At 66.3% G+C, this 24211-nt stretch carries 27 protein-coding genes; 6 read left to right on the forward strand and 21 right to left on the reverse strand.

The features are described from left to right. Positions 1-90: 90 nt before the first annotated feature. The 3 genes from QE373_RS11695 to rlmE form a co-directional block, all read right to left on the reverse strand. A complete protein-coding gene (locus QE373_RS11695) occupies positions 91-276 on the reverse strand; it encodes a hypothetical protein (RefSeq protein WP_057687586.1) in 186 nt (61 codons plus the stop codon). Between the two features lie 126 nt (positions 277-402). Next, positions 403-2352 (reverse strand): ATP-dependent zinc metalloprotease FtsH, encoded by a 1950-nt coding sequence (gene ftsH / locus QE373_RS11700; RefSeq protein ID WP_057687585.1) that lies wholly within the window; start codon positions 2350-2352, stop codon positions 403-405. Between the two features lie 63 nt (positions 2353-2415). Continuing rightward, complete coding sequence (rlmE, locus tag QE373_RS11705) at positions 2416-3048, reverse strand: 23S rRNA (uridine(2552)-2'-O)-methyltransferase RlmE (protein WP_042614910.1); 633 nt, start codon at positions 3046-3048, stop codon at positions 2416-2418. Positions 3049-3113: 65 nt separating this feature from the next. Here rlmE and yhbY point away from each other — a divergent pair, with 65 nt between their 5' ends. Together yhbY and QE373_RS11715 are read left to right on the forward strand one after the other, a co-directional pair. Then, positions 3114-3419, forward strand: a complete 306-nt coding sequence (gene yhbY / locus QE373_RS11710; protein WP_309686710.1) for a ribosome assembly RNA-binding protein YhbY — start codon at positions 3114-3116, stop codon at positions 3417-3419. A 15-nt stretch (positions 3420-3434) separates the two neighbouring features. Beyond that, entirely contained in the window at positions 3435-3809 is a 375-nt protein-coding gene (locus tag QE373_RS11715) for an Mth938-like domain-containing protein (protein WP_309686714.1), read from the forward strand. Between the two features lie 445 nt (positions 3810-4254). On the opposite strand, the gene QE373_RS11720 is transcribed toward QE373_RS11715, so the two are convergent. The 4 genes from QE373_RS11720 to surE are packed head-to-tail and all read right to left on the reverse strand — an operon-like array spanning position 4255 to position 7124. Then, entirely contained in the window at positions 4255-5037 is a 783-nt protein-coding gene (locus tag QE373_RS11720; protein ID WP_309686717.1) for a peptidoglycan DD-metalloendopeptidase family protein, read from the reverse strand. Further along, positions 5034-5648 carry a YqaA family protein gene (locus tag QE373_RS11725; protein WP_057508320.1) on the reverse strand — a complete coding sequence of 205 codons (615 nt, stop codon included), beginning with the start codon at positions 5646-5648 and terminating at the stop codon, positions 5034-5036. The genes QE373_RS11720 and QE373_RS11725 overlap by 4 nt, the downstream gene beginning before the upstream one ends. A gap of 22 nt (positions 5649-5670) precedes the next feature. Then, entirely contained in the window at positions 5671-6348 is a 678-nt protein-coding gene (locus tag QE373_RS11730) for a protein-L-isoaspartate(D-aspartate) O-methyltransferase (RefSeq protein ID WP_057508319.1), read from the reverse strand. Next, positions 6345-7124, reverse strand: a complete 780-nt coding sequence (gene surE / locus QE373_RS11735) for a 5'/3'-nucleotidase SurE (protein WP_123699572.1) — start codon at positions 7122-7124, stop codon at positions 6345-6347. Before surE ends, QE373_RS11730 begins: the two co-directional genes overlap by 4 nt. Before the next feature lie 194 nt (positions 7125-7318). On the opposite strand from surE, the gene QE373_RS11740 reads away from it, so the two are divergent. Beyond that, positions 7319-7855, forward strand: a complete 537-nt coding sequence (locus QE373_RS11740) for a Smr/MutS family protein (RefSeq protein WP_309686720.1) — start codon at positions 7319-7321, stop codon at positions 7853-7855. Positions 7856-7864: 9 nt separating this feature from the next. Here QE373_RS11740 and truD read toward each other — a convergent pair whose 3' ends face one another. From truD to QE373_RS11785, 9 genes are all read right to left on the reverse strand, one after another. Next, a complete protein-coding gene (truD, locus tag QE373_RS11745; protein ID WP_309686721.1) occupies positions 7865-8896 on the reverse strand; it encodes a tRNA pseudouridine(13) synthase TruD in 1032 nt (343 codons plus the stop codon). After that, positions 8893-9390, reverse strand: a complete 498-nt coding sequence (gene ispF, locus QE373_RS11750) for a 2-C-methyl-D-erythritol 2,4-cyclodiphosphate synthase (RefSeq protein ID WP_057508316.1) — start codon at positions 9388-9390, stop codon at positions 8893-8895. The genes truD and ispF overlap by 4 nt, the downstream gene beginning before the upstream one ends. Positions 9391-9424: 34 nt before the next feature. Next, positions 9425-10123, reverse strand: a complete 699-nt coding sequence (ispD, locus tag QE373_RS11755) for a 2-C-methyl-D-erythritol 4-phosphate cytidylyltransferase (protein WP_123699379.1) — start codon at positions 10121-10123, stop codon at positions 9425-9427. Continuing rightward, positions 10120-10470 carry a cell division protein FtsB gene (gene ftsB / locus QE373_RS11760; RefSeq protein WP_309686727.1) on the reverse strand — a complete coding sequence of 117 codons (351 nt, stop codon included), beginning with the start codon at positions 10468-10470 and terminating at the stop codon, positions 10120-10122. Before ftsB ends, ispD begins: the two co-directional genes overlap by 4 nt. 4 nt (positions 10471-10474) lie before the next feature. Then, complete coding sequence (gene eno / locus QE373_RS11765) at positions 10475-11767, reverse strand: phosphopyruvate hydratase (RefSeq protein ID WP_309686729.1); 1293 nt, start codon at positions 11765-11767, stop codon at positions 10475-10477. A 126-nt stretch (positions 11768-11893) separates the two neighbouring features. After that, entirely contained in the window at positions 11894-12247 is a 354-nt protein-coding gene (locus QE373_RS11770) for a hypothetical protein (RefSeq protein WP_309686732.1), read from the reverse strand. Further along, a complete protein-coding gene (gene kdsA / locus QE373_RS11775; protein WP_057508312.1) occupies positions 12244-13074 on the reverse strand; it encodes a 3-deoxy-8-phosphooctulonate synthase in 831 nt (276 codons plus the stop codon). The genes QE373_RS11770 and kdsA overlap by 4 nt, the downstream gene beginning before the upstream one ends. A 93-nt stretch (positions 13075-13167) precedes the next feature. Next, positions 13168-14832 (reverse strand): CTP synthase, encoded by a 1665-nt coding sequence (locus QE373_RS11780; RefSeq protein WP_057508311.1) that lies wholly within the window; start codon positions 14830-14832, stop codon positions 13168-13170. A 353-nt stretch (positions 14833-15185) separates the two neighbouring features. After that, positions 15186-15422 carry a hypothetical protein gene (locus QE373_RS11785; protein ID WP_309686736.1) on the reverse strand — a complete coding sequence of 79 codons (237 nt, stop codon included), beginning with the start codon at positions 15420-15422 and terminating at the stop codon, positions 15186-15188. Between the two features lie 163 nt (positions 15423-15585). Between QE373_RS11785 and parE the strand changes: the two genes are divergently transcribed. After that, the gene (parE, locus tag QE373_RS11790) at positions 15586-17475 is read left to right on the forward strand and encodes a DNA topoisomerase IV subunit B (protein WP_309686738.1); all 1890 of its coding nucleotides are present in this window, start codon (positions 15586-15588) and stop codon (positions 17473-17475) included. A gap of 161 nt (positions 17476-17636) precedes the next feature. Here parE and QE373_RS11795 read toward each other — a convergent pair whose 3' ends face one another. Further along, positions 17637-18758, reverse strand: coding sequence for an inorganic phosphate transporter (locus QE373_RS11795; RefSeq protein WP_309686741.1), 1122 nt, complete (start codon positions 18756-18758; stop codon positions 17637-17639). A gap of 12 nt (positions 18759-18770) precedes the next feature. Next, positions 18771-19397, reverse strand: coding sequence for a DUF47 family protein (locus QE373_RS11800; RefSeq protein ID WP_057508307.1), 627 nt, complete (start codon positions 19395-19397; stop codon positions 18771-18773). Positions 19398-19679: 282 nt separating this feature from the next. Here QE373_RS11800 and QE373_RS11805 point away from each other — a divergent pair, with 282 nt between their 5' ends. Both QE373_RS11805 and QE373_RS11810 read left to right on the forward strand, forming a co-directional pair. Further along, positions 19680-20990, forward strand: coding sequence for a hemolysin family protein (locus QE373_RS11805; protein ID WP_309686744.1), 1311 nt, complete (start codon positions 19680-19682; stop codon positions 20988-20990). 82 nt (positions 20991-21072) lie between these two features. Beyond that, positions 21073-21648, forward strand: a complete 576-nt coding sequence (locus QE373_RS11810) for an exopolysaccharide biosynthesis protein (protein ID WP_309689756.1) — start codon at positions 21073-21075, stop codon at positions 21646-21648. A 79-nt stretch (positions 21649-21727) separates the two neighbouring features. On the opposite strand, the gene QE373_RS11815 is transcribed toward QE373_RS11810, so the two are convergent. The 3 genes from QE373_RS11815 to QE373_RS11825 all read right to left on the reverse strand — a co-directional run bounded on the left by QE373_RS11815 (position 21728) and on the right by QE373_RS11825 (position 24191). Further along, complete coding sequence (locus QE373_RS11815) at positions 21728-22225, reverse strand: pyridoxamine 5'-phosphate oxidase family protein (protein WP_057508304.1); 498 nt, start codon at positions 22223-22225, stop codon at positions 21728-21730. Between the two features lie 95 nt (positions 22226-22320). Further along, positions 22321-23316 carry an LLM class flavin-dependent oxidoreductase gene (locus QE373_RS11820; RefSeq protein WP_309686746.1) on the reverse strand — a complete coding sequence of 332 codons (996 nt, stop codon included), beginning with the start codon at positions 23314-23316 and terminating at the stop codon, positions 22321-22323. A 107-nt stretch (positions 23317-23423) separates the two neighbouring features. After that, positions 23424-24191 carry a sulfurtransferase gene (locus tag QE373_RS11825; RefSeq protein WP_309686749.1) on the reverse strand — a complete coding sequence of 256 codons (768 nt, stop codon included), beginning with the start codon at positions 24189-24191 and terminating at the stop codon, positions 23424-23426. Between the last annotated feature and the right edge of the window lie 20 nt (positions 24192-24211).

Here is a 24211-nt window from a genome sequence, read left to right on the forward strand (position 1 = left end):
GCGGTCCTCGAAGGTAGTGACGGCCGCTGGCCGTCAACGGGAAATGCAACGGGTCCGCCGGGCATGCCGCGGCGCGACCCGCCGTGATGGTCAGCGCCTGCGGCGCTTGCGATCCAGATACAGCGTCTTGCCGATGCTGAGCACGATGCCCAGCGCGATACCCACCACGCATCCGAGCAGCAGGTTGTCCAGGCCCAGCCCGACGGCCACGCCGACCACCGTGGCAATGACCATTTCAGCGGTATGGGAAATCGGCTCGGGCGGGGGCGTCGACATGCAGCATCCGGTCAGTAGGTAACGTGGCCCCCATTGTCCCGCAGCTGCCTCCTGCGTGCACGGCCGGGCTGAACGGAAAAGGCCGGGTTTCCCCGGCCTTTTCCTTCTACACCCAGCAGTCGGTGGTCAGATCTGCTCGGCCGGGCCGCTGATCGGCGGCACCGGACGGGCGTCGCCGCCCTTGTCGTTGCCACCGCCGTTCTTGCCATCGTTGTTGTTCGACTTGCCCCAGCCCATCGGCGGCGGCGGATCACGGCCTTCCATGATCGCGTCGATCTGCGGGGCATCGATGGTCTCGTACTGCAGCAGCAGCTGGGTCATCGCGTGCAGCTTGTCGACGTTGGCGGTCAGCAGCTCGGTGGTACGGGCATACGCCTTGTCCAGGATGCTGCGGACTTCTTCATCGATGCGGCGCGCGGTGTCGTTGGACACGCTCTTGTGCTGGGTCACCGAACGGCCGAGGAACACCTCATCGTCCTCTTCGCCATAGGCGATCGGGCCGAGCGTTTCGGACAGGCCCCACTTGGTGACCATGTTGCGCGCCATCTTCGTCGCACGCTCGATGTCGTTGGAGGCGCCGGTGGTGACCTTGTCGGCACCGAAGATCAGCTCTTCGGCGACGCGGCCGCCGTACAGCGAGCACAGCTGCGAATTGATCGCCACGCGGTTGATCGAGTACTTGTCGCCTTCCGGCAGGTACATGGTCACACCCAGCGCACGGCCGCGCGGAATGATGGTGACCTTGTAGACCGGGTCATGCTCGGGCACCAGGCGGCCGACGATGGCATGGCCGGCTTCGTGGTAGGCGGTGAGGGTCTTCTCTTCTTCGCTCATGGCCATCGAGCGGCGCTCGGCACCCATCAGGATCTTGTCGCGCGCCCGGTCGAAGTGGTCCATGCGGACTTCCTTCTCGTTGCTGCGCGCGGCGAACAGCGCCGCCTCGTTGCACAGGTTGGCCAGGTCGGCGCCGGAGAAGCCCGGGGTACCGCGCGCGATGACCATCGGCTCGACATCGTCGGCCAGCGGCAGCTTGCGCATGTGCACCTTCAGGATGTGCTCGCGGCCCTTCACGTCCGGCAGGCCGACCACCACCTGGCGGTCGAAACGACCCGGGCGTAGCAGCGCCGGATCCAGCACGTCCGGACGGTTGGTCGCGGCGATGACGATCACGCCTTCGCCGCCTTCGAAACCATCCATCTCCACCAGCAGCTGGTTGAGGGTCTGCTCGCGTTCGTCATGACCGCCGCCCAGGCCGGCGCCACGGTGACGACCGACGGCGTCGATTTCGTCGATGAAGATGATGCACGGCGCATGCTTCTTGGCCTGCTCGAACATGTCGCGCACGCGGCTGGCGCCGACGCCGACGAACATTTCCACGAAGTCCGAGCCGGAGATCGAGAAGAACGGCACCTTGGCCTCGCCGGCGATGGCCTTGGCCAGCAGCGTCTTGCCGGTACCCGGCGGACCCACCATCAGCACGCCGCGCGGGATCTTGCCGCCGAGCTTGGTGAACTTGGACGGGTCGCGCAGGAAATCGACCAGTTCGCCGACCTCTTCCTTGGCCTCGTCACACCCGGCCACGTCGGCGAAAGTCACCTTGACCTGGTCTTCGCCCTGCAGCTTGGCCCGCGACTTGCCGAAGGACATCGCGCCCTTGGCCCCGCCGCCGCCGCCCTGCATCTGGCGCATGATGAACAGCCAGAAGCCGATGATCAGGATGACCGGCAGGAAGTTCATCAGGATCGCGCCCAGCGAGATGCCGCTGGACGGCTCCTGCTGGACGATTTCCACGTTCTTGGTGCGCAGCACGTTGATCAGGTCGCGATCGAACGGTGCGGTGATGGTGGAGGTCTGGCCGCCACGGGTGGTGTAGGTGATTTCGTTGGTGCCGCCGCGCATGTCGCCGGCGAACGTCACCTTCTGCACCGCGCCGCTGTCCACCTGGTCCAGGAACTGCGAATAGGTCGCGCCTGGCGCACCGGCGCCGCTCGTTTTTGGCGAGAAGCTCTGGAATACCACCATCAGCACGACGGCGACGACCACCCATAGCAGGAGGTTCTTGGTCAAGTCGTTCATCCTCATTGGCTCCGGTATTCCTCTTGTGCTGGCTGGTGCATGGGTCGGGCTTGCTTGACGAGCTTACTTCATCACGGCGCGCTTGCCCTGTCCGAGGGCATAGACCTCGGGGGAGCGCTTGCGCGAGGCGTCCGGCTTGCGGATGGAGACCTTGTCGTACCGCCTGCGCATTTCACGCACGTAGTCGTCAAAACCCACACCCTGGAACAGCTTGATCAGGAACGCCCCACCGGTCTTGAGGTGGTTGTCGGCGAAATCCATGGCCAGCTCTGCCAGGTGCATCATCCGCGGCTGGTCCACCGCGTCCATTCCACTCTTATTGGGGGCCATATCGGACAGTACAAGGTCTACCGGCTGGTCCCCGACCATGGCCTCGAACTGCGATAGGACGGCTTCTTCCCTGAAGTCTCCGTGAAGGAAGTCCACACCGGCCAGTGCCGGCATCTCCAGGATGTCCAATGCGAATACCCGGCCGGTGTCGCCCATCTGCCGACGGACCTGCTGTGACCAGCCCCCGGGGGCGGCACCGAGGTCGACCACCAGCATGTGCGGCTTCAGCAGCCGGTCACGTTCGAGCAGCTCTTCCAGCTTGTAGGCCGCGCGCGAGCGCATGCCTTCAGCCTGCGCCTTCTTCACGTAGGGGTCGGAAAAGTGTTCTTTCAGCCAGCGCTGGCTGCTCTTGCTGCGGGAAACCATGGTAAATACAGCCGGATGGGGTGGCCATGATACCCTGAACCCCCCAAGTCACAGCGCTTTCCTGCATGTCCACTGCCCTGACCGCATCCCAGACCCGTTTTCTTCGCGGCCAAGCCCACGACCTCAAAGCCCTGCTCCAGATTGGCGGCAAGGGCGTGACCCCGGCCTTCCTGGCCGAGCTGGAAGAGGTGCTGGAGCGCCATGAACTGATCAAGGTGAAGGTGGCGGCAGAGGATCGCGAAGCCCGCGACGCCATGGTCACCGAACTGGTCACCACTACCGGCGCCGCCCTGGTCCAGCGCATCGGCCACGTTGCCGTGCTGTACCGGCCGAGCAAGGAAAACCGCCAGATCGTGCTTCCGCGCGGCTGATCACCCGGTCCTGCCATGCAACTGAGCCACGAAGCCCCTGATTACGCCTACACCCTGCGCGGTGCGGATGGTCGTTCGGCGCGGATCAACGACCGCGAACTGGCAGCCAGCTTCATCGTCACCCCGCAGGTGCTGGTGGAAGGCTGGCCGGTCGCGTCGGTGGCCGATCTGCAGCCGGCCCATCTGGAGGCGATCCTGGCCCTGGAACCGGTGCTGATCATCCTCGGCACCGGCGCCACGCAGGTATTCCCGTCGCAGCAGCTGATGGCGGCGTGCCTGTCACGCGGCATCGGGCTGGAAGTGATGAACAACCCGGCAGCGGCACGCACCTTCAACATCCTGGCCGGCGAAGGCCGCAAGGTCGCCGCGGCGTTCATTCTCGAACGTTGAATTCTGGTCGCTGAGAGCGGCTTTCGGCCACGGGTTCTGTGTTTGGGGCGGGATAGGGGGCGTTGGCAGGACACGCCGCGAACCCATCCTTGGGGGCTCGCTTTTCGCATCCATGCGAAAAGACGGTCCTGCCAACGCCCCCTACCCCGCCCCCCCGACAATCCCCGGTGGCCGGGGGAAAAATAAAAAAGCAAAAGCAAAAGCAGACAGCCGATCCAATGATCGGCTATGACGCTTTGCTTTTGCTTTGCTTTTGCTTTGCTTTTTTCTCCCCCCGCCGAGGCGAGCGTGTCGAAGGCGGGTGGCGGTGGGCTAGGCGGGACCGTTAGAGCCGCATGGATGCGGCGACGAGCCTCCAAGGACGGATTCACGGCGTGTCCCGTCTAGCCTACCGCCACCCGCCCACTCGGCCTCAAACGGCAGCCGCGCTCTCAGCGGTAACCCGTCACCGTGCAGGCAGGTACTGCTGCGGGTCTACCGGCTTGCCGTTGTAGCGGATCTCGAAATGCAGCATGTCCCGGTTCGCGCCGGTCCGGCCCATTTCGGCAATCTGCTGGCCCGCCTTCACGCTCTGGCCTTCGTTCACCAGGCGCTTGCGGTTATGGCCGTAGGCCGACAGCCACTGCTCGTTGTGCTTGACGATGATCAGCTCGCCATAGCCCACCAGGCCCGCGCCTGAATACACCACCACCCCGTCGGCGGCCGCCTTGACGGCCTGGCCGCTGGTGCCGGCGATATCCACGCCCTGCTTGGTCGTCTCACCGGCCACGAACCGGCCCACCACCGCCCCATCGGCCGGCCAGCGCCAGCTGATGCTGCTGCGCACCGGCGGCGTGGCCGCAACCGGGGTGGTCGTGGTCGTGCTGCCACCGGACGCGCGCGGCGCGGTGACCACGGTGGTCGGCACCCGGCTGCCACCCGCACCCTGCGGATACAGGCGGATCACCTGGCCGGGGTAGATCGTCGACGGATTGGACAGGTTGTTCCAGGCGATCAGGTCAGCAGGCGTGATGCTGTGGATGCGCGCCAGCGCATAGACCGTGTCGCCCTTCTGCACGCGCACCGTCTTGCCCGGCTGTGCGATGGATGCCTTCGGCGTGGCCGATGCCCCACTGCCACCGGAGCCGGAGGGGCGCACCACGGTGGCGGTACCGCAGGCGGTCAACGCGGACAGCGTGATGGCCAGCGCGCCCAGGCGCAGCCCCCTGTTGAAACGATCAGCACTCATGCGAACTTCGACCTCCATACAAGCCAGGCAACCAGCACCACCACCATCGCGGTGGCGATCCAGCCCAGCGGTTCAATCCAGCGACGCAGCGCCGCCTCGGCGCGCGGTCCACCGATGCGGATCACCGCAGCCAGCACGAACACGCGCTTGCCACGACCGATCAGCATGCTCAGCAGATACTGCGGCATCGGTACCCCGACGATACCCGACGCCCATGTGAAGACCTTCATCGGGATCGGCATGAAGCCGCCCAGCACCAGGAAGGTGAACACCGCCCACGGCGACTCGGCCATCTTGGCCTGCACGATCGCGATGCCGCGCTCGATGCCCGGCAGCATGCCCATGGTGTCCAGCAGCGGCTTGACCGCCTCGAACGCGAAATGGCCCAGCGCATAGCCGACCACCGCACCCACCATCGAACCGGCCAGGCTGAGGGTGGCGAACCACCAGCCGCGCTTGGGCTGGGCCACGCACATCGGGGCCAGCATCACTTCCGGCATCACCGGGAAAATGATCGCTTCGATGAAGCTCAGCACCGTCAGGTAGGTCGGTGCCCGCTCATGGTTGGCCCACTTCAATGCGCGCTCGTACAGCGGCCCGAAAATCTTCATGAATGCCCTGCTCCGTGAAAAATCAGTCCAGCATGCCAGACAGCAATGGGACGAAGGTGACCGGCGCCAACACGGACTGCGTGATGCTGCCATCGGGCAGGCGGTCCAGCTGCACCAGCGACTGCGCGCCCGGCCCACCGACCGGCGCGACCAGTCGGCCGCCGACCGCCAGCTGATCGATCAACACATCCACCAGCGCCGGCGCTGCGGCGGTGACCACGATGGCGTCGTAGGGCCCATGTTCCGGCCAGCCCGCGCGGCCATCGTCATGCTTGGTGCGGATGTTCATGGCCAGCGAACGGAACCGCTTGCGCGCCTGCCGCAGCAGGTCGCCGATGCGCTCGACGGTGAACACCTCCAGGCCGACCGCGGCCAGCACGGCGGCCTGGTAACCCGAACCGGTACCCACTTCGAGCACGGTCTTCGGCGCAACCTGCAGGATCGCCTCGGTCATCCGCGCGACCACCCAGGGTTGGGAAATGGTCTGGCCATGCCCGATCGGCAGGGCGGTGTCTTCGTAGGCCCGCGAGGCCAGCGCTTCATCGATGAACAGATGACGTGGCACCACGCGGATGGCGTTGAGGGTGGCCTCATCGACGATGCCGGCCTCGCGCAGGCGCTCGACCAGGCGATCACGCACGCGCTGGGAGGTCATGCCGATGCCCACCGCTTCGGGCTGCAGTCGCAGTCGCGCGGTCATGCCGGACGGCCCAGTGCGGCGCTCAACCCACCGACCCAGCTGGCGACTTTTTCCAGCGCCTGGTAGCGGGTCAGGTCGACCTGGATCGGGGTGATGGAAATGAAGCCGGTACGCACCGCATGGAAGTCCGTGCCCGGGCCGGAATCCTGTTCGCGCCCTGCCGGGCCGATCCAGTAGACCGCATTGCCGCGCGGGTCCTTCTGCGCGATGCAGCCTTCGGCGCGGTGGCGGTTGCCCAGCCGGGTCACTTCGAATCCCTTGACCTCGTTCCAGGGCAGGTCGGGCACGTTGACGTTGAGGATCGTGTCGGCAGGCAGCGGATCGGCCTTCAGCTGCGCCACGATCTCCACCGCCGCGCGCGCGGCGGTCTGGAAATGCTTCGGCTCATGGTTGTGGCTGACCAGCGATACCGCCACCGCAGGCAGGCCGAGATGCCGCCCTTCCATCGCCGCCGACACGGTTCCCGAATAGATCACGTCGTCGCCCAGGTTGGCGACGTTGTTGATGCCCGACACCACGATGTCCGGTTCCTGGTCCAGCAGCCCGGTCAATGCCAGGTGAACGCAGTCGGTCGGGGTGCCGGCCACCGACACGGTGTGCGGATCCAGCCGCTTCAGGCGGATCGGCAGGTCCAGGGTCAGCGAGTTGCTGGCGCCGGAGCGGTCACGGTCGGGGGCGACCACGGTGACGTCGTGCCCGGCCTGGCGCAGGACCGTCGCCAGCATGGCGATGCCCGGCGCATCGACACCATCGTCATTGCTGACCAGGACCCGCATCTGCGTTTTCACCACATGATCGTTCAAGACTTCGCTTCCATCACTGCTGACATGGACGTGGTCACGGCGCTCCCCCGGCGGCGGCGACCTCGCAAGTGCGTCTTGTATTGTGCCGCATGCCGGTCGCAGGGCCTACCCTGCCATGGGTCATTGAGCATCCTCATGGCGGCGGCGGCATGCGTTAACCTGTCGCCATGTCGCATCCGCATGACGAAGATCCCGCCGAGCTGTTCCGCTCGGCCATCGGGCAGGTCACCCCGCTGCGAAAAGGCAGCGGCCCGACGCCGTCCGCGCCCAAGCCGCGCCCGCGCGCCCGGATGGCTGAACGCGATGAACAGGAAGCCCTGGGGGAGTTCGCCCGGCTGCTGCGCGCCGGCCCCCCGCTGGATGCCGGTGATGCGCTCAGCTACCGCCGCGACAACCTGCCTCCGCGGATGTTCCAGCGCCTGAAGAAGGGCCAGTACTCGGTCCAGGACGAACTGGACCTGCATGGCGCCACCGCCACCCAGGCCGAACAGCTGCTGCGCCAGTTCCTGCTGGAAGCGCATGACCACGAACATGGCTGCGTGCGCATCATCCATGGCAAGGGCCTGCAGTCCGATGGCGGCGCGCCGGTGTTGAAGAACCTGGTCGACCGCCACCTGCGCCTGCGCAACGACGTGCTGGCCTTCCACTCCGCTCCCAGCGCGCAGGGAGGCACCGGCGCGGTGCTGGTGCTGCTGGCCCGTTGATCGCTTGGTTTACCGGGACGCGTCGGTGACCGGTCCGAGCTCGTGCAGCACGGCGGTGGCGTAGCAGCCGGGCGGCAGCGCGAAGGACAGTTCCAGCACGCCCTCCTGCAGCCAGTTGTGCTGCAGCAGCGCCGGACGCAGGCGCAGCGAACGGCGTTCGTGCTTCAGGCCTTCGGCCTCCAGCCCGGCACGCAGCGCCTGTGACTGCTCGTCGTCGATCGCACCCAGCTCCAGCGCGCGCGCGGCATGGCTGCTGCGCAGGTCGCCGACACCCCACAACGGGCCACTGGGATGGATGTCGAACCGCGCCAGGCGCTCGGCCAGCACCTCGCTCCACGGCTCCGGGCCGAACACGCTGCGGCTGCCATCCAGCATCCATACCTCGCCGTCGATCGGCTGGTCCCAGCTGCCCTGCTCCACGCGCGCGGCCAGCACGCGGTTGAACAGCGCAGAGCGCGCGGCCGACAGCAGCAGCGAACGCTGGTCCTTGCGCATGCGACGGCCGCCGAACATCGCCAGCGCCGCCGGCACGTTGCCGCCATCGCGGCCGAAGCGCTGTTCGCCGAACCAGTTGGGAATGCCGCGTTCGGCGATCTGCTGCAGGCGTGCGTCGATCGCCGCGGCATCACCGTCCACGTCGCGCAGCACCAGCTTGAAGCGGTTGCCAGCCAGCGCGCCGCGCTGCAGCTTGCGGTTGTGCCAGGTCGAGGACACCACGTGCACTTCGTCGCTGTCCAGCAGGGCCAGGTCCGGCGCCACGCGCTTGGGCAGGTGCACGCTGAAGCGCTGGGTCGTGACCGCGTGCCGATCCTTCATGCCCGCGAAGCTCACCGCCATCTCCGGCAGGCCGGCCCACTGCGCCAGCAGCTTGGCCACGTGCACCGTGTTGGCGCCGCGCTTGCGGATCTCCAGCAGCAGGTGCTCGCCTTCGCCAGTGGGCTCGAAGGATGGCAGTTCATCGACCTGGAAATCATCGGGCGTGCTGCGGATCAGCGCACGCGCGAACAGCGGCTCGCCAAATGCCAGCGGCAACGGCGTCATGCCGCCACCAGCAGCACGATGGCCTGCGCGGCGATGCCTTCCTCGCGACCGGTGAAGCCCAGCTTCTCCGACGTGGTCGCCTTGATGCTGACCGCATCCAGCGGCAGCTGCAGCAGCTCGGCGATGCGTTCGCGCATGGCCGCCGCATGCGGCCCGACCTTGGGACGTTCGCAGATCACGGTGATGTCGGTATTGCCGACCCGCCAGCCGCGCGAACGCAGCAGCACGTCGCAATGGATCAGGAAATCGCTGCTGTCGGCGTCCTTCCAGCGGTCATCGCTGGGCGGGAAGTGCTGGCCGATATCGCCCAGCGCCAGCGCGCCGAGCATCGCATCGCACAGCGCATGCAGGATCACATCGCCATCGCTGTGCGCCAGCACGCCGGCGGTATGCGCTACGCGCACGCCCCCCAGCATGATGTGGTCGCCCGGGCCGAAGGCATGGACGTCGTAACCCTGACCGATGCGGACAGGCGGAAATGGAAGCGTGGTCATCGGAACAGCCTTTGCTATGCAGCGCGCGCGAGGATCATCCGGCGCGACGTGAAAGTACGAATTCGAAGCGATCCAGGTCCGCCGGCGTGGTGACCTTGAAGTTGTCTTCGCTGCCCTCCACCAGCAGCGGACGCTGGCCCTGGCATTCCATGGCCATGGCATCGTCGGTGACCTCGATGCCGGACGCCGCCGCGTCGGTCAGCGCACGTGCCAACTGATGGCGACGGAACAGCTGCGGGGTCAGTGCACGCCACAGCCGCGCGCGCGGCTCGGTCCCGTCGATGCCGCCATCGTCGCCGGCACGTTTCAGCGTGTCGCGCACCGGGGCGGCCAGGATCGCGCCAACCGGGTCGGCGCGGCCCACTTCCAGCAACCGGCTGAGATCGGCAAGGGCCAGGTTGGGCCGGGCTGCATCATGCACCAGCACGAACTCATCGGCGCGCACGCTGTCGGGCAATGCAAGCAGCCCGGCCAGCACCGACGCCGCACGCGTGTCGCCGCCGTGGCAGGTCAGCACAGGCTTGCCGGACCATTCGGTCCAGCCCGGCCAATCGACGTCGTCGGCACTGATGACCACCATCGCCCCGGCCACGGCCGGATGCACCAGCAGCGCATCCAGCGTATGCGCCAGCAGCGTCTGCCCGCCCGCCTGCAGGTACTGTTTAGGTACCGGGGCACCGAAACGGCTGCCACGACCGGCGGCCGGTACGATCACCCAGATCGCCGCGCTCATGGCACGTCCGCCGGGTGATCGGACGGCACGGGGCCGGCCGAAGGCGCCTGCACCGGCGCGACCGGCGCATCTTCGACGACGCGGTAGAACTTCTCGCCGGGCTTGATCATGCCCAGCTCGCTGCGTGCACGCTCTTCGATGGCGGCCTGCCCCTCTTTGAGGTCCTGCACTTCTGCAGCCAGCGCATCGTTGCGCTGCTGCAGGCCATCGTTGTCACGGTTCTGGTGCTCGACCTGGGCTTCCAGGGTCATCACTTCGCCTGAGTTGCCCGGGCCGAACCAGAAACGGTACTGCAACCATGCCAGCAGCAGGGCCAAGGCCAACAGCGCCCACCGCCAGTTGCGCATGGGATCAGCGCTTCAACGAAACGAAGGCATCACGACCGGCGTAGCGCGCGCCGGCGCCCAACGCTTCTTCGATGCGCAGCAGCTGGTTGTACTTGGCCACGCGATCGCTGCGGCACAGCGAACCGGTCTTGATCTGGGTCGCGGTGGTGGCAACGGCGATGTCTGCGATGGTGGTGTCTTCGGTTTCGCCGGAACGGTGCGACACGATGGCGGCGTAACCGGCACGGTCGGCCATGGCGATTGCTTCCAGCGTTTCGCTCAGGGTGCCGATCTGGTTGACCTTGATCAGGATCGCGTTGGCGGTGCCCGAATCAATGCCTTCCTTGAAGATCTTCGGGTTGGTGACGAACAGATCGTCGCCCACCAGCTGCACCTTCTTGCCGATGCGGTCGGTCAGCAGCTTCCAGCCGGCCCAGTCGTTCTCGGCCAGGCCGTCTTCGATGGTGATGATCGGGTACTGGTTCGACCAGTCGGCGAGGAAGTCGACGAACTGCTCGGAGGTCAGGCGCTTGTTCTCGCCGACCAGGTTGTACTTGCCGTTCTCGTAGAACTCGCTGGAGGCTACGTCCAGCCCCAGCAGCACGTCGTCACCGGCGGTGTAGCCGGCCTTGCCGATCGCTTCCAGGATGGTGTCCAGCGCTTCGACGTTGCTGCGGAAGTCCGGCGCGAAGCCGCCTTCGTCACCCACGGCGGTGCTCAGGCCATGGCCCTTCAGCACGGACTTCAGCGAATGGAAGATTTCGGTACCGGCGCGCAGGCTTTCGGAGAACGAGCTGAAGCCCACCGGCAGCACCATGAACTCCTGGAAGTCCACGTTGTTGTCCGCGTGCGCACCGCCGTTGATGATGTTCATCATCGGCACCGGCAGCGACGGGGACACGCCGGTCTTGCCGGCCAGGTACTGCCACAGCGCCTGCTTGTCCGATGCGGCGGCGGCATGCGCGGCGGCCATCGAAACACCCAGCAGCGCGTTGGCGCCCAGGCGACCCTTGTTCTCGGTGCCATCGAGGTCGATCAGGCGGCGGTCGAGGCCTTCCTGGTCGGTGGCATCGAAGCCGGCCAGCGCACCGGCGATGGCGCCGTTGATGTTCTCCACGGCCTTGCCCACGCCCTTGCCCAGGTAACGGGTCTTGTCGCCGTCACGCAGCTCCACCGCTTCCTTGGTGCCGGTCGAGGCGCCGGAGGGCACGGCGGCACGACCGAACGAACCGTCCTCCAGGATGACGTCGGCTTCCAGCGTGGGATTGCCACGGCTGTCGAGGATTTCACGGGCGTGGATGCTGCGGATCGTACTCATGGGCTGGCCGGTTACCTGTCTGTAGAGGAAGGCGACAAAAACGAATGCCGCGTGATTATCCCCGCACGGCCGCCCATTGCCAAATCGGCGGCTGAATCCCGTGCCGACACGCCCGCAGCGGGGTGTCTAGACCAGGCGCGGCAGCAGCAGGCAGACCACCAGCAAGGCCAGCAACGCGAGCGAAGCGATGCCTGCGGCCGGCCGTTGCGGCAGGCGCAGCGACAGCATGCTGGCCACCAGGCAGCCGACGCTCACCAGCGCGCCGAAGGACAGGGTGATCAGCAGGGGAATGCGGGTCGCCCGCATGGCGTGGTCGCCATCGCCGGGCATGCCGACACTGGCAAGCACCAGAAAGGCCAGCATGAACACGCTGGCCCACGCCGCCAAGGACAGGCCGAACGCCATCCAGCCCCATGGCCAGTGGCGCCACTGCCGCCGCTGGCGGCGCACAGCGAGCGCCGCCCACGGGTCAAGACTCATGCGAAGCGCGAGAAACCGTGCTTCTTGGTCACCGCATCGAGCTCCATCAGGGTCTCCAGCAGTTCTTCCATGCGGTCCAGCGGCCAGGCGTTCGGGCCATCGGACAGCGCCTTGGACGGGTCCGGATGGGTCTCGGCAAACAGGCCGGACACCCCGACGGCGACCGCAGCGCGCGACAGCACCGGCACGAACTCACGCTGGCCACCGGAGCTGGTGCCCTGCCCGCCCGGCAGCTGCACCGAATGGGTGGCATCGAACACCACCGGGCAGCCGGTATCGCGCATCACCGACAGCGAGCGCATGTCGCTGACCAGGTTGTTGTAGCCGAAGCTGGCGCCGCGCTCGCAGACCATGATCTGTTCGTTGCCGGTCGACTTGGCTTTTTCCACCACCGGCTTCATGTCCCACGGGGACAGGAACTGGCCCTTCTTGATGTTCACCGGCTTGCCGGCGGCACACACCTTCTTGATGAAATCGGTTTGCCGGACCAGGAACGCCGGCGTCTGCAGCACATCGACCACCGAGGCCACTTCGTCCATCGGCGTGTACTCATGCACGTCGGTCAGCACCGGCACGCCGATCTGCTTCTTCACTTCGGCCAGCACCTTCAGGCCTTCTTCCAGGCCGGGACCGCGGAAGGCGGTGCCGGAGGTGCGGTTGGCCTTGTCGAAGCTGGACTTGAAGATGAAGTTCACCCCGAGCCGGCCGGTGATTTCCTTCAGGCGGCCGGCGACGTCGAGCTGCAGCTGCATCGACTCGATCACGCAGGGGCCGGCGATCAGGAACAGGGGCTGGTCCAGCCCGACCTCGAATCCACACAGTTTCATGGTGTTTCCTTGTTGTGGCGCGGCGCCGGCGCGTGCCGGCAGGCATCAGGGGTTCAAGCGCGGAACATGGGGGCTGCATGCCCCCACTGCAAGTCAGGCGTGGGCTTCGGCCAACGGCTGGCCCGCGGCCTTGCGCTCGCGCGCGGCACGGATGAAGCCGATGAACAGCGGGTGGCCGGCGCGCGGGGTGGACAGGAATTCCGGGTGCGCCTGGCAGGCCAGGAACCACGGGTGTGCGCTGCGCGGCAGTTCGACCACTTCCACCAGCGTGTCATCCATCGACTTGCCGGCGATCACCAGGCCGGCATCTTCCAGCTGGGTGCGGTAGCGGTTGTTGAACTCGTAACGATGACGGTGGCGCTCTTCGACCACGTCCTTGCCGTACAGCTCGCGGGCCAGCGTGCCCGGCTTCAGGCGCTGCTCCTGCAGGCCCAGGCGCATGGTGCCGCCAAGGTCGCTCTTGTCGTCACGCTTTTCCACGTCGCCGCTGGCGGTGCGCCATTCGGTGATCAGGCCGATCACCGGGTCCGGCGACTGGCGGTCGTTCTCGGTGCTGTTGGCCCCTTCCAGGCCGAGCACGTGGCGGGCATAGTCCACCACCGCGGCCTGCATGCCGTAGCAGATGCCGAAGTAAGGCACCTTGTGCTCGCGGGCGTACTGCGAGGTCAGCACCTTGCCTTCGAAGCCGCGGTCGCCGAAGCCGCCGGGCACCAGGATGCCATCGACATCGGCCAGTGCGGCCATGTCGCTGCCTTCCAGCTCCTGCGCTTCCAGCCACTTCAGGGTGACCTTGGTGCGCTGGCGCAGGCCGCCGTGCTTGAGCGCCTCGCCCACCGACTTATACGCATCCTGGTGGTCCACGTACTTGCCGACCACCGCGATGGTGACCGCATCGAGCGGGTTGAGCGTGGCATCCACCGCGTCTTCCCACATCGACAGGTCGACCGGGCCGGCCTTGTCGGCCAGCTTGAACTGGTTCACCACGATGTCATCCAGGCCCTGCGCATGCAGGCCCATCGGGATGCTGTACAGCACGTCCACGTCCGGCACGCTGATCACCGCGCGCTCGGAAACGTTGGTGAACTGGGCGATCTTGCGGCGCTCCGAATCCGGTACCGCCTGCTCGGAACGGCACAGCAGCACGTCCGGCTGGATGCCGATCGAACGCAGTTCCTTGACCGAATGCTGGGTCGGCTTGGTCTTCAGTTCGCCGGCGGCGCTGATGTAGGGCACCAGCGTGAGGTGCATGAACAACGCCTTTTCCGGGCCGCGCTCGGTGCGCACCTGGCGGATGGCCTCCAGGAACGGCAGCGACTCGATGTCGCCGACGGTGCCGCCGATTTCCACCAGCGCCACGTCGAACCCTTCGGTGGCTTCGTCGATGCAGCGGCGGATCTCATCGGTGATGTGCGGGATGACCTGCACGGTGGCGCCGAGGTAGTCGCCGCGGCGCTCCTTGCGGATCACGTTCTCGTAGATGCGCCCGGTGGTGACCGAGTTCTTGCGGCTCAGGCGGGTGCGCACGAAACGCTCGTAGTGACCCAGGTCCAGGTCGGTCTCGGCACCGTCGTCGGTGACGTACACCTCACCGTGCTGGAACGGGCTCATGGTGCCCGGGTCGACGTTGATGTACGGATCGAGCTTCATCATCGTGACCTTCAGGCCACGGGCTTCGAGGATGGCGGCCAGGGACGCGGCGGCAATGCCTTTGCCGAGCGAGGACACCACGCCGCCGGTTACGAAAATCAAGGGAGTCATGGCTGCAAGCATCCTGTATTGAATTGGGAAACGGCCACGCCCCTCCGGCCCAACGGGCGGGGGCTAGGCAGAAAAGGGGATTTGGGCCTCGCCGAGGCAGCGAGGGGGGAGCTGAGGCGGTGGCCAGCGAGCGAGGTCAGCTCGGCCGTGCCGGTCGTGGAGACCGTCACCTGCGCCCAGCCTTGCTGGCTGCCACGCATGGCCTTGCCAGTCCAATCGCTGATGGTGGACACGCACTACTCCCGGAAAGCGATAGTTTACAGATTGAAGGCCCCAAGCCCAAGGGGCAGCCGACAACCGGGCAAAAAGAAGGCCCCGGCAGAACCGGGGCCCGGGCACGCAAGCGCGGCAGATCAGCGCTTCTTGCGGGCTTCTTCCTCTTCTTCCTCGCGCTGCGGGGCCTGCTGGCCGCTGGCCTTCAGCTCGGCGTTGGCCTGTGCGCGGCGCTTGGCCTTGGCATCGGCTTCGGCCTGCGCCGGATTGGCCTGATCGCCCTGCTGCGGCGCCGGCTGACCGGCGTTCTGGGCCAGCGCCAGCGGCACGGCGACCACGGCAGCGGCAACGATGGCAATGGTAAGCAGCTTCTTCATGGAGTCCTCCTCGCGGTAACGACTCGAAAATGGGGGCGCTGGGGTCGCTTTCCCAGCTGCGGCCATTTTAGCCCCCCTGCCGCCCCGCCAGATGAACCGCAGGCGTGCAAAATCCCTGCCCAGACCGCACACTTGCGCGTCGCTCCAACGCTTTGAAACATAGATGAACACCCGCTATAACGCCGCCGATATCGAAGTCCTGTCCGGCCTTGACCCGGTCAAGCGCCGCCCCGGCATGTACACCGACACCACCCGCCCGAACCACCTGGCGCAGGAAGTGATCGACAACTCGGTGGACGAAGCGCTGGCCGGCCACGCCCGTTCCATCGAGATCACCCTGTACAAGGATGGCAGCGTGGAAGTCAGCGATGACGGCCGCGGCATGCCGGTGGACATCCACCCGGAAGAAAAGATCCCCGGCGTGGAACTGATCCTGACCCGCCTGCATGCAGGCGGCAAGTTCAACAACAACAACTACACCTTCTCCGGCGGCCTGCATGGCGTGGGCGTGAGCGTGGTCAACGCGCTGTCCACCCTGGTGGAACTGCACATCAAGCGCGAAGGCGCCGAGCACCGCATCACCTTCCGCAATGGCGATCTCGCTTCGCCGCTGGAGGTGATCGGCAGCGTGGGCAAGAAGAACACCGGCACCCGCCTGCGCTTCTGGCCGGATCCGAAGTACTTCGACACGCCCAAATTCGCGGTGCGCGCGCTCAAGCACCTGCTGCGCGCCAAGGCCGTGCTGTGCCCGGGGCTGACGGTCAAACTGACTGACGAAGCCACCGGCGAAGTGGACACCTGGCATTACGAAGACGGTCTGCGCGACTACCTGAAGCTGGAACTCGGCGAGCGGGAAATGCTGCCGGGCAACCTGTTCGTCGGCCACGTCAAGAAGGAAAACGAGATCGCCGACTGGGCCGTGGCGTGGATGCCCGAAGGCGAGCTGGTGCAGGAAAGCTACGTCAACCTGATCCCCACCGCCCAGCACGGCACCCACGTCAACGGCCTGCGTACCGGCCTGACCGAGGCACTGCGCGAGTTCTGCGACTTCCGCAACCTGCTGCCGCGCGGCGTCAAGCTGGCCCCGGAAGACGTCTGGGACCGGGTCGCCTTCGTGCTGTCGATCAAGATGACCGACCCGCAGTTCAGCGGGCAGACCAAGGAGCGCCTGTCCTCGCGCCAGGCCGCCGGTTTCGTCGAAGGCGCCGCGCACGATGCCTTCAGCCTGCTGCTGAACCAGAACGTGGAAATCGGCGAGCGCATCGCGCAACTGGCGATCGAACGCGCCAGCGCGCGCCTGAAGACCGAAAAACTGGTGGTGCGCAAGAAGGTCACCCAAGGCCCCGCCCTGCCCGGCAAGCTGGCCGACTGCATCAGCCAGGACCTGTCCCGCACCGAGCTGTTCCTGGTGGAAGGTGACTCGGCCGGCGGCAGCGCCAAGCAGGCCCGCGACAAGGACTTCCAGGCCATCATGCCGCTGCGCGGCAAGATCCTGAACACCTGGGAGGTCTCCTCCAACAGCGTGCTGGCTTCCGAAGAAGTGCACAACCTGGCCATCGCCATCGGTTGCGATCCGGGCAAGGAAGACATCAGCGGCCTGCGCTACGGCAAGGTGGTGATCCTGGCCGACGCCGATTCGGACGGCCTGCACATCGCCACCCTGCTCACCGCGCTGTTCCTGAAGCACTTCCCAGCGCTGGTGGATGCCGGCCATGTGTTCGTGGCGATGCCGCCGCTGTTCCGCATCGACGTGGGCAAGCAGGTGTTCTACGCGCTGGATGAAGAAGAAAAGCGCACCATGCTGGACAAGATCGAGCGCGAGAAGATCAAGGGCGCAATCAGCGTGACCCGCTTCAAGGGCCTGGGCGAGATGAACCCGCCGCAGCTGCGCGAATCGACCATCCATCCCGATACGCGCCGGCTGGTCCAGCTGACCATCGATGATGGCGAGCAGACCCATTCGCTGATGGACATGCTGCTGGCGAAGAAGCGTGCGTCGGACCGGAAGGGGTGGTTGGAGACCAAGGGCGATCTGGCGTCGCTGGAAGCCTGACCCGTCGTTTCCCGGGGCCGTGGCGACGGCCCCAACCCCGCTGCGGCGGTGCTGTTCACGCGGCGCGGCTGGAGACCAAGGGCGACCTGGCGTCGCTGGAAGCCTGACAAAAAAAGGCCGGCCCCAAGGGCCGGCTTTTTTTGTGTGGTAGCGTCGGGCGGTCAGGCCCAGCCGACCATCTCGAACAGCTTGAGGATCAGGTAGGCGCAGCCACCGGCGGCCGGGATGGTCAGGATCCAGGCCCACACGATGCGCTCGATCACCCCCAGGCGCAGGGAACGCGGGTTCTTGGCAAAGCCAACGCCCATGATCGCGGTGGAGATGCTGTGCGTGGTCGACACCGGCATGCCGAAGTGCGCCGCCACGGTCAGCACCGTGGCCGAGCTGGTTTCCGCGGCAAAGCCATGGATCGGATGCAGCTTGACCATCTTGTGGCCCAGCGTCTTGATGATCTTCCAGCCGCCGGACGCCGTACCGGCTGCCATCACCACCGCGCAGGTCAGCACGATCCACATGGCGATGCCGTCCCCGGCGCTCGCATCCGGATGCATGAACGCCAGGAACGCAGGCAGGTTGTCCAGCGCACCGGTGGCCTCGGCGCCGATCAGCGTCATGGCGATGATGCCCATGGTCTTCTGCGCATCGTTATGTCCGTGCGCGAAGCCCATGTAGGCCGCCGACACGATCTGCGCCTTGCCGAAGAACATGTTGACGAAGCGCGGGCGTGCCAGCCGACCGATCACACCGCCTACTTTGGCCAGGCCGGCGATCAGCGCCCACAGCAGCAGCATCACTGCGATGCCCAGCAGGAAACCGGCCACCGGCGAGGTGATCATCGGTACGAACACCTTCCACAGCAGGCCCTTGTTCTGCGCCCAGCTGCCCAGGCGCTCGGACCAGATCAACGCATCCCAGTTGTTGTGCGCCGCGGCCAGGCCGGCGCCGCACAGGCCACCGATCAGCGCGTGCGAGGACGAGGACGGCAGCCCTTTCCACCACGTGATCAGGTTCCAGATGATGCCGCCCAGCAGCGCGCACAGGATCACCTGCGGGGTCACGTCGACCACGTTGGTGTTGAGCAGCCCGGAGGCGATGGTCAGCGCGACGGCGGTGCCGGTCAATGCGCCGATGAGGTTCATGAAGGCCGCCAGCATGACCGCCCAACCCGGCGACAGCACCTTGGTGGCGACCACGGTGGCGATGGAGTTGGCGGTATCGTGGAAGCCGTTGATGAACTCGAAGACGAGCGCGGCGAAAATCACCACCAGGACAAGGGTCAGCATCCGTGCGGCCCGTCAGCTGTTCTTCAACACGATCTGGTACGCCACCACGCCCGCCTCGCGGCAGCGGTCGATGGCCTTCTCCAGGATCTCGAAGAACTCCTTCAGCAGGAACATCTGCAGGTGGTCCAGGCGACCGGAGTAGATGTCGCGGTACAACTCCAGCATCAGCCGGTCCGCCTCGTTTTCCAGCGCACGCAGCTTTTCGTTGAGCGCGGTCATCCGGTCCAGGTTCATGTGGCGCAGGTCGGCCACCATCTCCACCACCACGCCGGCGGCCTGTTCCAGCATCGCCGCGCGCGGGGCGAAGTCGATGTGCTCCAGGTGGGTCACGGCCAGCGAATAGCGGTCAGCGAACTTTTCGACCTGCTTGGGGATCTTGTACAGCGCCGAGCCGAGCGCTTCGATGTCCTCGCGTTCGATCGGGGTCATGAAGCTGTCCACCAGCGCCTGGCTGATCTTGTCCGACGCGGCGCGTTCACGCAGCCGGGCAAGCTTGAAGGCATCCAGCGCAGGCTGGCGGTCGGACTCGCGCATCATCGCGTGCAGGGCGCGTGCGCTGTCGCTGGCCGCGACGGCGGCCTCATCAAGCAGGGTGTAGAACTGTTTGCCGGAGCCGAAAATGGTCTGCAGAGAGAACATTGAGAAACCTGTTCGCCGTCACGGGAAGGACGGCACCAGATGGAATTATGACGGCTAGATGACCGTTCCGGGTACTCCCGGACGTTTCTGACGGAATCCGCCCAAACCTGAACGGGCACTTGCCGCCCGCCGCCCTCTGTTTGCTAAGATGCCAGCGCGCCTCCGGGCGCACACCTATGGACGACGACCCTTACCCCCCGCCGCCGCGCCCGACCCCGGTCCCCAGCGCCTGCCGCCATCGCAGACACCCCTCTTCCCTGCCACCAACCGGGGACGATGCCCGTGTTTGAACTGATTATTGTCCTGGCCCTGATCCTGCTCAACGGCTTCTTCGCCATGTCCGAAATGTCGGTCATGACCTCGCGCAAGAGCCGGCTCAAGCAGATGGCCGCCACCAGCAAGCGCGCCGAGCGTGCGCTGGAACTGTCCGAAAAGCCGGAAAGCTTCCTGTCCACGGTGCAGATCGGCATCACCCTGATCGGCATCCTGACCGGTGTGTTCGGCGGCGAGGCGATCGGCCTGGCCATCGCCACCTGGCTGCACGACCTGTTCCCCGGCTTCGCCTACGCCAACCAGGTGGGCAAGGCCCTGGCCGTGGCCTTGATCACCTTCCTGACGCTGATCTTCGGCGAGCTGGTACCCAAGCGTCTTGCCATCACCCGCTCGGAAGACATCGCCGGCCTGGTTGCCTGGCCGATGGGCTGGCTGTCGCGGATCGCCTTCCCGGCGGTCTGGCTGCTGTCCCACAGCACCCGCCTGGTGCTCCGGGTCATCGGGCTGGGCAAGGATGAAGCGGCCAGCGTGACTGAAGAAGAGATCCGCATGCTGGTGGCCGAAAGCCACGAGGCCGGCGTGATCGACGCGCACGAGCGCGACATGATGAACCGCGTGATGCGCCTGGGCGACCGCACCGCCGACAGCCTGATGACCCCGCGCAACCGGATTGCGTGGCTGGATACCCAGGGCGCGCTGGAGAAGAACCTGGAGATCATGAGCGAGAACGAGTTCTCGCGGTATCCGGTATACCGGGACAACGACTCGGACGTGGTCGGCATCCTCGAGGTCAAGACCCTGGCCACGCGCATGGCGCGCGGTGACCACGCGCTGTTCCAGAACCTGCGCGAGGTGCTGTACGTATCCGAAAGCACCCATGCGATGAAGCTGCTGGAGATCTTCCGCGAGGAACAGCAGTCGGTCGCGCTGGTGGTGGACGAGTACGGCGAAATCCAGGGCCTGGTCACCATCAGCGACCTGATGGGCGCGGTGGTTGGCCGCCTGCAGGCCACTGAAAACGCGGACGAAGACGCGCTGGTGGTGATCCGCGAAGACGGCTCGCTGCTGGTGGATGGTTCGCTGCCGATCGAAGACCTGCGCGAGCTGCTCGGCACCAACGACCTGCCCGATGCCGAGGACGGCGATTACTACACGCTGGCCGGCATGTGCATCCACTTCTTCGGCCGCATCCCGCACGTGGGCGAATACTTTGACTGGGCCGGCTGGCGCATCGAGGTGATCGACCTGGACGGCGCGCGCGTGGACAAACTGCTGCTGCGCACCCTTTCCGACGAGCAGGCCGATGAACTCACCGCCTGATCCGGACCAGCCGCCTGGCGACGGCGTCGCCGAAGACAGCGGCCCGGTCTACCGCAACGAAGGCATCCGCACCCTGCTGGCGATGTTCCAGTTCGGCGATCCCACCCAGCACATGAAGCTCGGGCAGATCCTGCAGAACCTGCAGCAGAGCGCGTTCGGCGTGTTCCTGTTCATTGCCATCCTGCCCTCCTTCATCCCGATCCCGGGCGTGGGCGGTGCACTCAGTGGCCCGCTGGTGATCCTGATCGGCGCGCAGATGATGTGCGGCCTGCGCAAGCCATGGGTGCCCGGCTTCATTGCGCGGCGTGGACCCCGGCGCGGCACGATGCACAGGTTCCTGGACCGTATCGATGGCGCACTGCGCCGGCTCGACCGCCTGCTCAAACCGCGCCGCCCGCAGCTGCTCCAGCCGGTTGCCGCGCACGCCTTCAGCGGCCTGTTGCTGGTGCTGCTGGGGATCCTGCTGTCGCTGCCGATTCCGTTCACCAACTACCTGTTCGGCTTCCAGCTGCTGCTGTTCTCGCTGGCACTGCTGGAACGCGACGGCACGCTGATGCTGGTGAACTGGATTGCCGCGGTGGTGGCGGTGGTGTTCTTCGGTTTCAGTTCCGGGCAGCTGGTCGGCTACGTGGCCGAGCTGTTCCAGCGCTGGTTCTGATCAGCCGAGGTGTCGAGCGGGCTCGACACCTGGGGGGACCTACAAGCATTGCGCCGAGCGCGCTCGACGCTATGTCGGGTCAACGCAGGTCGACGAAGCCGTTGTCGCCCAGACGCGCTGGCTCATCCTGCACCGCCGACAGTACGAAGCTCAGCGCCTTGCCGAGCAGCGTGCCCGGGCCGTCCCAGTATTCGGCCGATTCAGCCTCGACGTGGATCAGGCGCAGGTTCGGATCATCCTTGCCTTCCGGGAAAAACAGCTTCATCGCCGGCGACCACAGCTCATCGATCTTCGCCCGGTCGGCGACGATGCGCGCAGTGCCTGCAACGGACACGTAGCTGTTCTTCGACGGCGACGCATAGGCCACGTTGACCCGCGGATTCAGCGCGATCTCGGCCACTTTCGGGCTGTCGGCCGAAGTGGCGAACCACAGGTCGCCATCGAACTCCACTTCCTGGGTGCCCAGCGGGCGGCTGTACAGGCGGCCATCGACGCCGGTGGTGGTGAACATTGCCACCTCGACATCCTTGATCAGGGCGGCAAGCTGGGTGATGTGCTGCTGGCGATCTGCATTCATGGGGTTGCTCCTTGGTAGAGCTCCATCTCACGCGAGCGCCGTGCAACGCCGCGTGAGGTGGATGTTCAGTGCGCGTGGTGGCGTGCGCGCGGCATTCAGGCAGCGTGGCGGGCGTGCCAGGCCTGCATGGCCAGTTCGAACGAGCGCAGGCGCGCGCGATGGTCGTAGATGTTCGCGGTCAGCAGCAGTTCGTCGGGCTGGTGGCGGTCCACGAAGGCGGCGATGCCCTCGCCCACCTGCTGCGCGTCGCCCAGCACGGTGCACGCCAGCGCGCGCTCCACGCCCACCTTTTCATGCGGCTGCCAGAAGGTGTCGATGTCATTCACCGGCGGCGGAATCCGGCCCGGGTTACCCCGTCGCAGGTTGACGAAGCTCTGCTGCTGGCTGGTGAACAACCGTCGCGATTCGGCTTCGCTTTCGCTGGCCACCACGTTCAGGGCCAGCATCGCGTGCGGACGCTTGAGCGTGGCCGATTCGCGGAAATCACGGCGGTAGACCGCCAGCGCCTCATCCATCGAATCCGGGGCGAAATGCGAAGCGAAGGCGTACGGCAGGCCCAACGAGGCGGCCAGGCGCGCGCCGAACAGACTGGAGCCCAGGATCCACACCGGCACCCGCAGGCCAGCCCCCGGCACCGCCTGCACGGCCTGCCCCGGCTGCGCGGGCTCGAAGTAATGCAGCAGCTCGCGGACATCCTGCGGGAACTGGTCGGCGCTGTCGAAATAGCGCCGCAGCGCGCGGGCGGTGGGCTGGTCGGTACCGGGCGCGCGGCCCAGCCCCAGGTCGATGCGGTCCGGATACAACGAGGCCAGCGTGCCGAACTGTTCGGCGGCCTGCAGCGGGGCATGGTTGGGCAGCATGATGCCGCCCGCCCCGACGCGGATGCGCTGGGTGCCACCGGCGACATGACCGATCAGCACCGCGGTGGCGGCGCTGGCGATGCCCGGCATGTTGTGGTGTTCGGCCAGCCAGAAACGGCGGTAGCCCAGCGCATCGGCCTGCTGGGCCAGTTCGAGCATGTTGGCGAAGGCGGCGGTGGTGTCACTGCCCTCGCAGACCGGGGCCAGGTCGAGGATCGACAGGGGAATCATCAGGCGGGCATTCCATGAGGAGATGAACACGGTATGGGGCCGTGTGGACACGCTTGCCAGTGTCGATGGCGGGACGCTGATTCCCGTGGCCCGGCAACCCGGCAGGGTCAGAACGCGCTGGGCCTGGGCTCCGGCAGCGGCTGGTCCACCAGTGGCTGCAGCTGCGCATCCAGTGCCACCCGCTCGTCGAACACGAAACAGCGGCCTTCGTAGCCTTCGCCGCCCACTTCCTCGAAATAGCCCAGGATGCCGCCGTCCAGCTGCAGCACGTTGTCCATGCCGTCGTTGCGCATCCACAGCGCGGCCTTTTCACAGCGGATGCCGCCGGTGCAGAAGCTCACCACGGTGCTGTCTTTCAGCGCCTCGCGGTGGGGTGCCAGCGCTGCGGGAAGGTCGGTGAACTTTTCGATCGGCAACACCAGCGCATCCTGGAAGGTGCCGAATTCGACTTCCTGCAGGTTGCGCGTGTCGAGCATCACCACCGGCTTTCCGGCATCGTCATGGCCCTGGCGCAACCAGCGCTGCACGGTGGCCGGATCGACCGCGGGGGCGCGCGGATACTCCAGCGGCTGGCCATCATCCCGGCGGAAGCTGATGATTTCATCCTTCACCTTCACCTTCAGGCGGGCGAACGGCTGGTGCTCGCTGTAACTGGTCTTCACCCGCATGCCTGCAAACCGCGCGTCGGCGTGCAGCGCCGCGTAGAACCCGTCGATTCCGGCCTGTGCACCGGCGAGGAACAGGTTCAGCCCCTCCCCGGCCACCAGGATGCTGCCGCGCAGGTGGGCGGCTTCGGCCCGCGCGAGAAGCTGGTCGGCCAGCTGCTGGGGATGGTCGATGGTGACGAAGTGGTAGGCGGCGGTGTTGGCGATCATCCGCCCATTTTACCCGCTGC

Origin of the sequence: Stenotrophomonas sp. SORGH_AS_0321 (genome assembly GCF_031453215.1) — a bacterium.
Classification (GTDB): Bacteria; Pseudomonadota; Gammaproteobacteria; order Xanthomonadales; family Xanthomonadaceae; genus Stenotrophomonas; species Stenotrophomonas chelatiphaga.

What these genes read in the sequence shown, in the direction of transcription:
- QE373_RS11695 (WP_057687586.1), bottom strand. Translation starts at nt 276, where the DNA reads ATGTCGACGCCCCCGCCCGAGCCGATTTCCCATACCGCTGAAATGGTC.
- ftsH (WP_057687585.1), bottom strand. Translation starts at nt 2,352, where the DNA reads ATGAACGACTTGACCAAGAACCTCCTGCTATGGGTGGTCGTCGCCGTC.
- rlmE (WP_042614910.1), bottom strand. Translation starts at nt 3,048, where the DNA reads ATGGTTTCCCGCAGCAAGAGCAGCCAGCGCTGGCTGAAAGAACACTTT.
- yhbY (WP_309686710.1), top strand. Translation starts at nt 3,114, where the DNA reads ATGTCCACTGCCCTGACCGCATCCCAGACCCGTTTTCTTCGCGGCCAA.
- QE373_RS11715 (WP_309686714.1), top strand. Translation starts at nt 3,435, where the DNA reads ATGCAACTGAGCCACGAAGCCCCTGATTACGCCTACACCCTGCGCGGT.
- QE373_RS11720 (WP_309686717.1), bottom strand. Translation starts at nt 5,037, where the DNA reads ATGAGTGCTGATCGTTTCAACAGGGGGCTGCGCCTGGGCGCGCTGGCC.
- QE373_RS11725 (WP_057508320.1), bottom strand. Translation starts at nt 5,648, where the DNA reads ATGAAGATTTTCGGGCCGCTGTACGAGCGCGCATTGAAGTGGGCCAAC.
- QE373_RS11730 (WP_057508319.1), bottom strand. Translation starts at nt 6,348, where the DNA reads ATGACCGCGCGACTGCGACTGCAGCCCGAAGCGGTGGGCATCGGCATG.
- surE (WP_123699572.1), bottom strand. Translation starts at nt 7,124, where the DNA reads ATGCGGGTCCTGGTCAGCAATGACGATGGTGTCGATGCGCCGGGCATC.
- QE373_RS11740 (WP_309686720.1), top strand. Translation starts at nt 7,319, where the DNA reads ATGTCGCATCCGCATGACGAAGATCCCGCCGAGCTGTTCCGCTCGGCC.
- truD (WP_309686721.1), bottom strand. Translation starts at nt 8,896, where the DNA reads ATGACGCCGTTGCCGCTGGCATTTGGCGAGCCGCTGTTCGCGCGTGCG.
- ispF (WP_057508316.1), bottom strand. Translation starts at nt 9,390, where the DNA reads ATGACCACGCTTCCATTTCCGCCTGTCCGCATCGGTCAGGGTTACGAC.
- ispD (WP_123699379.1), bottom strand. Translation starts at nt 10,123, where the DNA reads ATGAGCGCGGCGATCTGGGTGATCGTACCGGCCGCCGGTCGTGGCAGC.
- ftsB (WP_309686727.1), bottom strand. Translation starts at nt 10,470, where the DNA reads ATGCGCAACTGGCGGTGGGCGCTGTTGGCCTTGGCCCTGCTGCTGGCA.
- eno (WP_309686729.1), bottom strand. Translation starts at nt 11,767, where the DNA reads ATGAGTACGATCCGCAGCATCCACGCCCGTGAAATCCTCGACAGCCGT.
- QE373_RS11770 (WP_309686732.1), bottom strand. Translation starts at nt 12,247, where the DNA reads ATGAGTCTTGACCCGTGGGCGGCGCTCGCTGTGCGCCGCCAGCGGCGG.
- kdsA (WP_057508312.1), bottom strand. Translation starts at nt 13,074, where the DNA reads ATGAAACTGTGTGGATTCGAGGTCGGGCTGGACCAGCCCCTGTTCCTG.
- QE373_RS11780 (WP_057508311.1), bottom strand. Translation starts at nt 14,832, where the DNA reads ATGACTCCCTTGATTTTCGTAACCGGCGGCGTGGTGTCCTCGCTCGGC.
- QE373_RS11785 (WP_309686736.1), bottom strand. Translation starts at nt 15,422, where the DNA reads ATGAAGAAGCTGCTTACCATTGCCATCGTTGCCGCTGCCGTGGTCGCC.
- parE (WP_309686738.1), top strand. Translation starts at nt 15,586, where the DNA reads ATGAACACCCGCTATAACGCCGCCGATATCGAAGTCCTGTCCGGCCTT.
- QE373_RS11795 (WP_309686741.1), bottom strand. Translation starts at nt 18,758, where the DNA reads ATGCTGACCCTTGTCCTGGTGGTGATTTTCGCCGCGCTCGTCTTCGAG.
- QE373_RS11800 (WP_057508307.1), bottom strand. Translation starts at nt 19,397, where the DNA reads ATGTTCTCTCTGCAGACCATTTTCGGCTCCGGCAAACAGTTCTACACC.
- QE373_RS11810 (WP_309689756.1), top strand. Translation starts at nt 21,073, where the DNA reads ATGTTCCAGTTCGGCGATCCCACCCAGCACATGAAGCTCGGGCAGATC.
- QE373_RS11815 (WP_057508304.1), bottom strand. Translation starts at nt 22,225, where the DNA reads ATGAATGCAGATCGCCAGCAGCACATCACCCAGCTTGCCGCCCTGATC.
- QE373_RS11820 (WP_309686746.1), bottom strand. Translation starts at nt 23,316, where the DNA reads ATGATTCCCCTGTCGATCCTCGACCTGGCCCCGGTCTGCGAGGGCAGT.
- QE373_RS11825 (WP_309686749.1), bottom strand. Translation starts at nt 24,191, where the DNA reads ATGATCGCCAACACCGCCGCCTACCACTTCGTCACCATCGACCATCCC.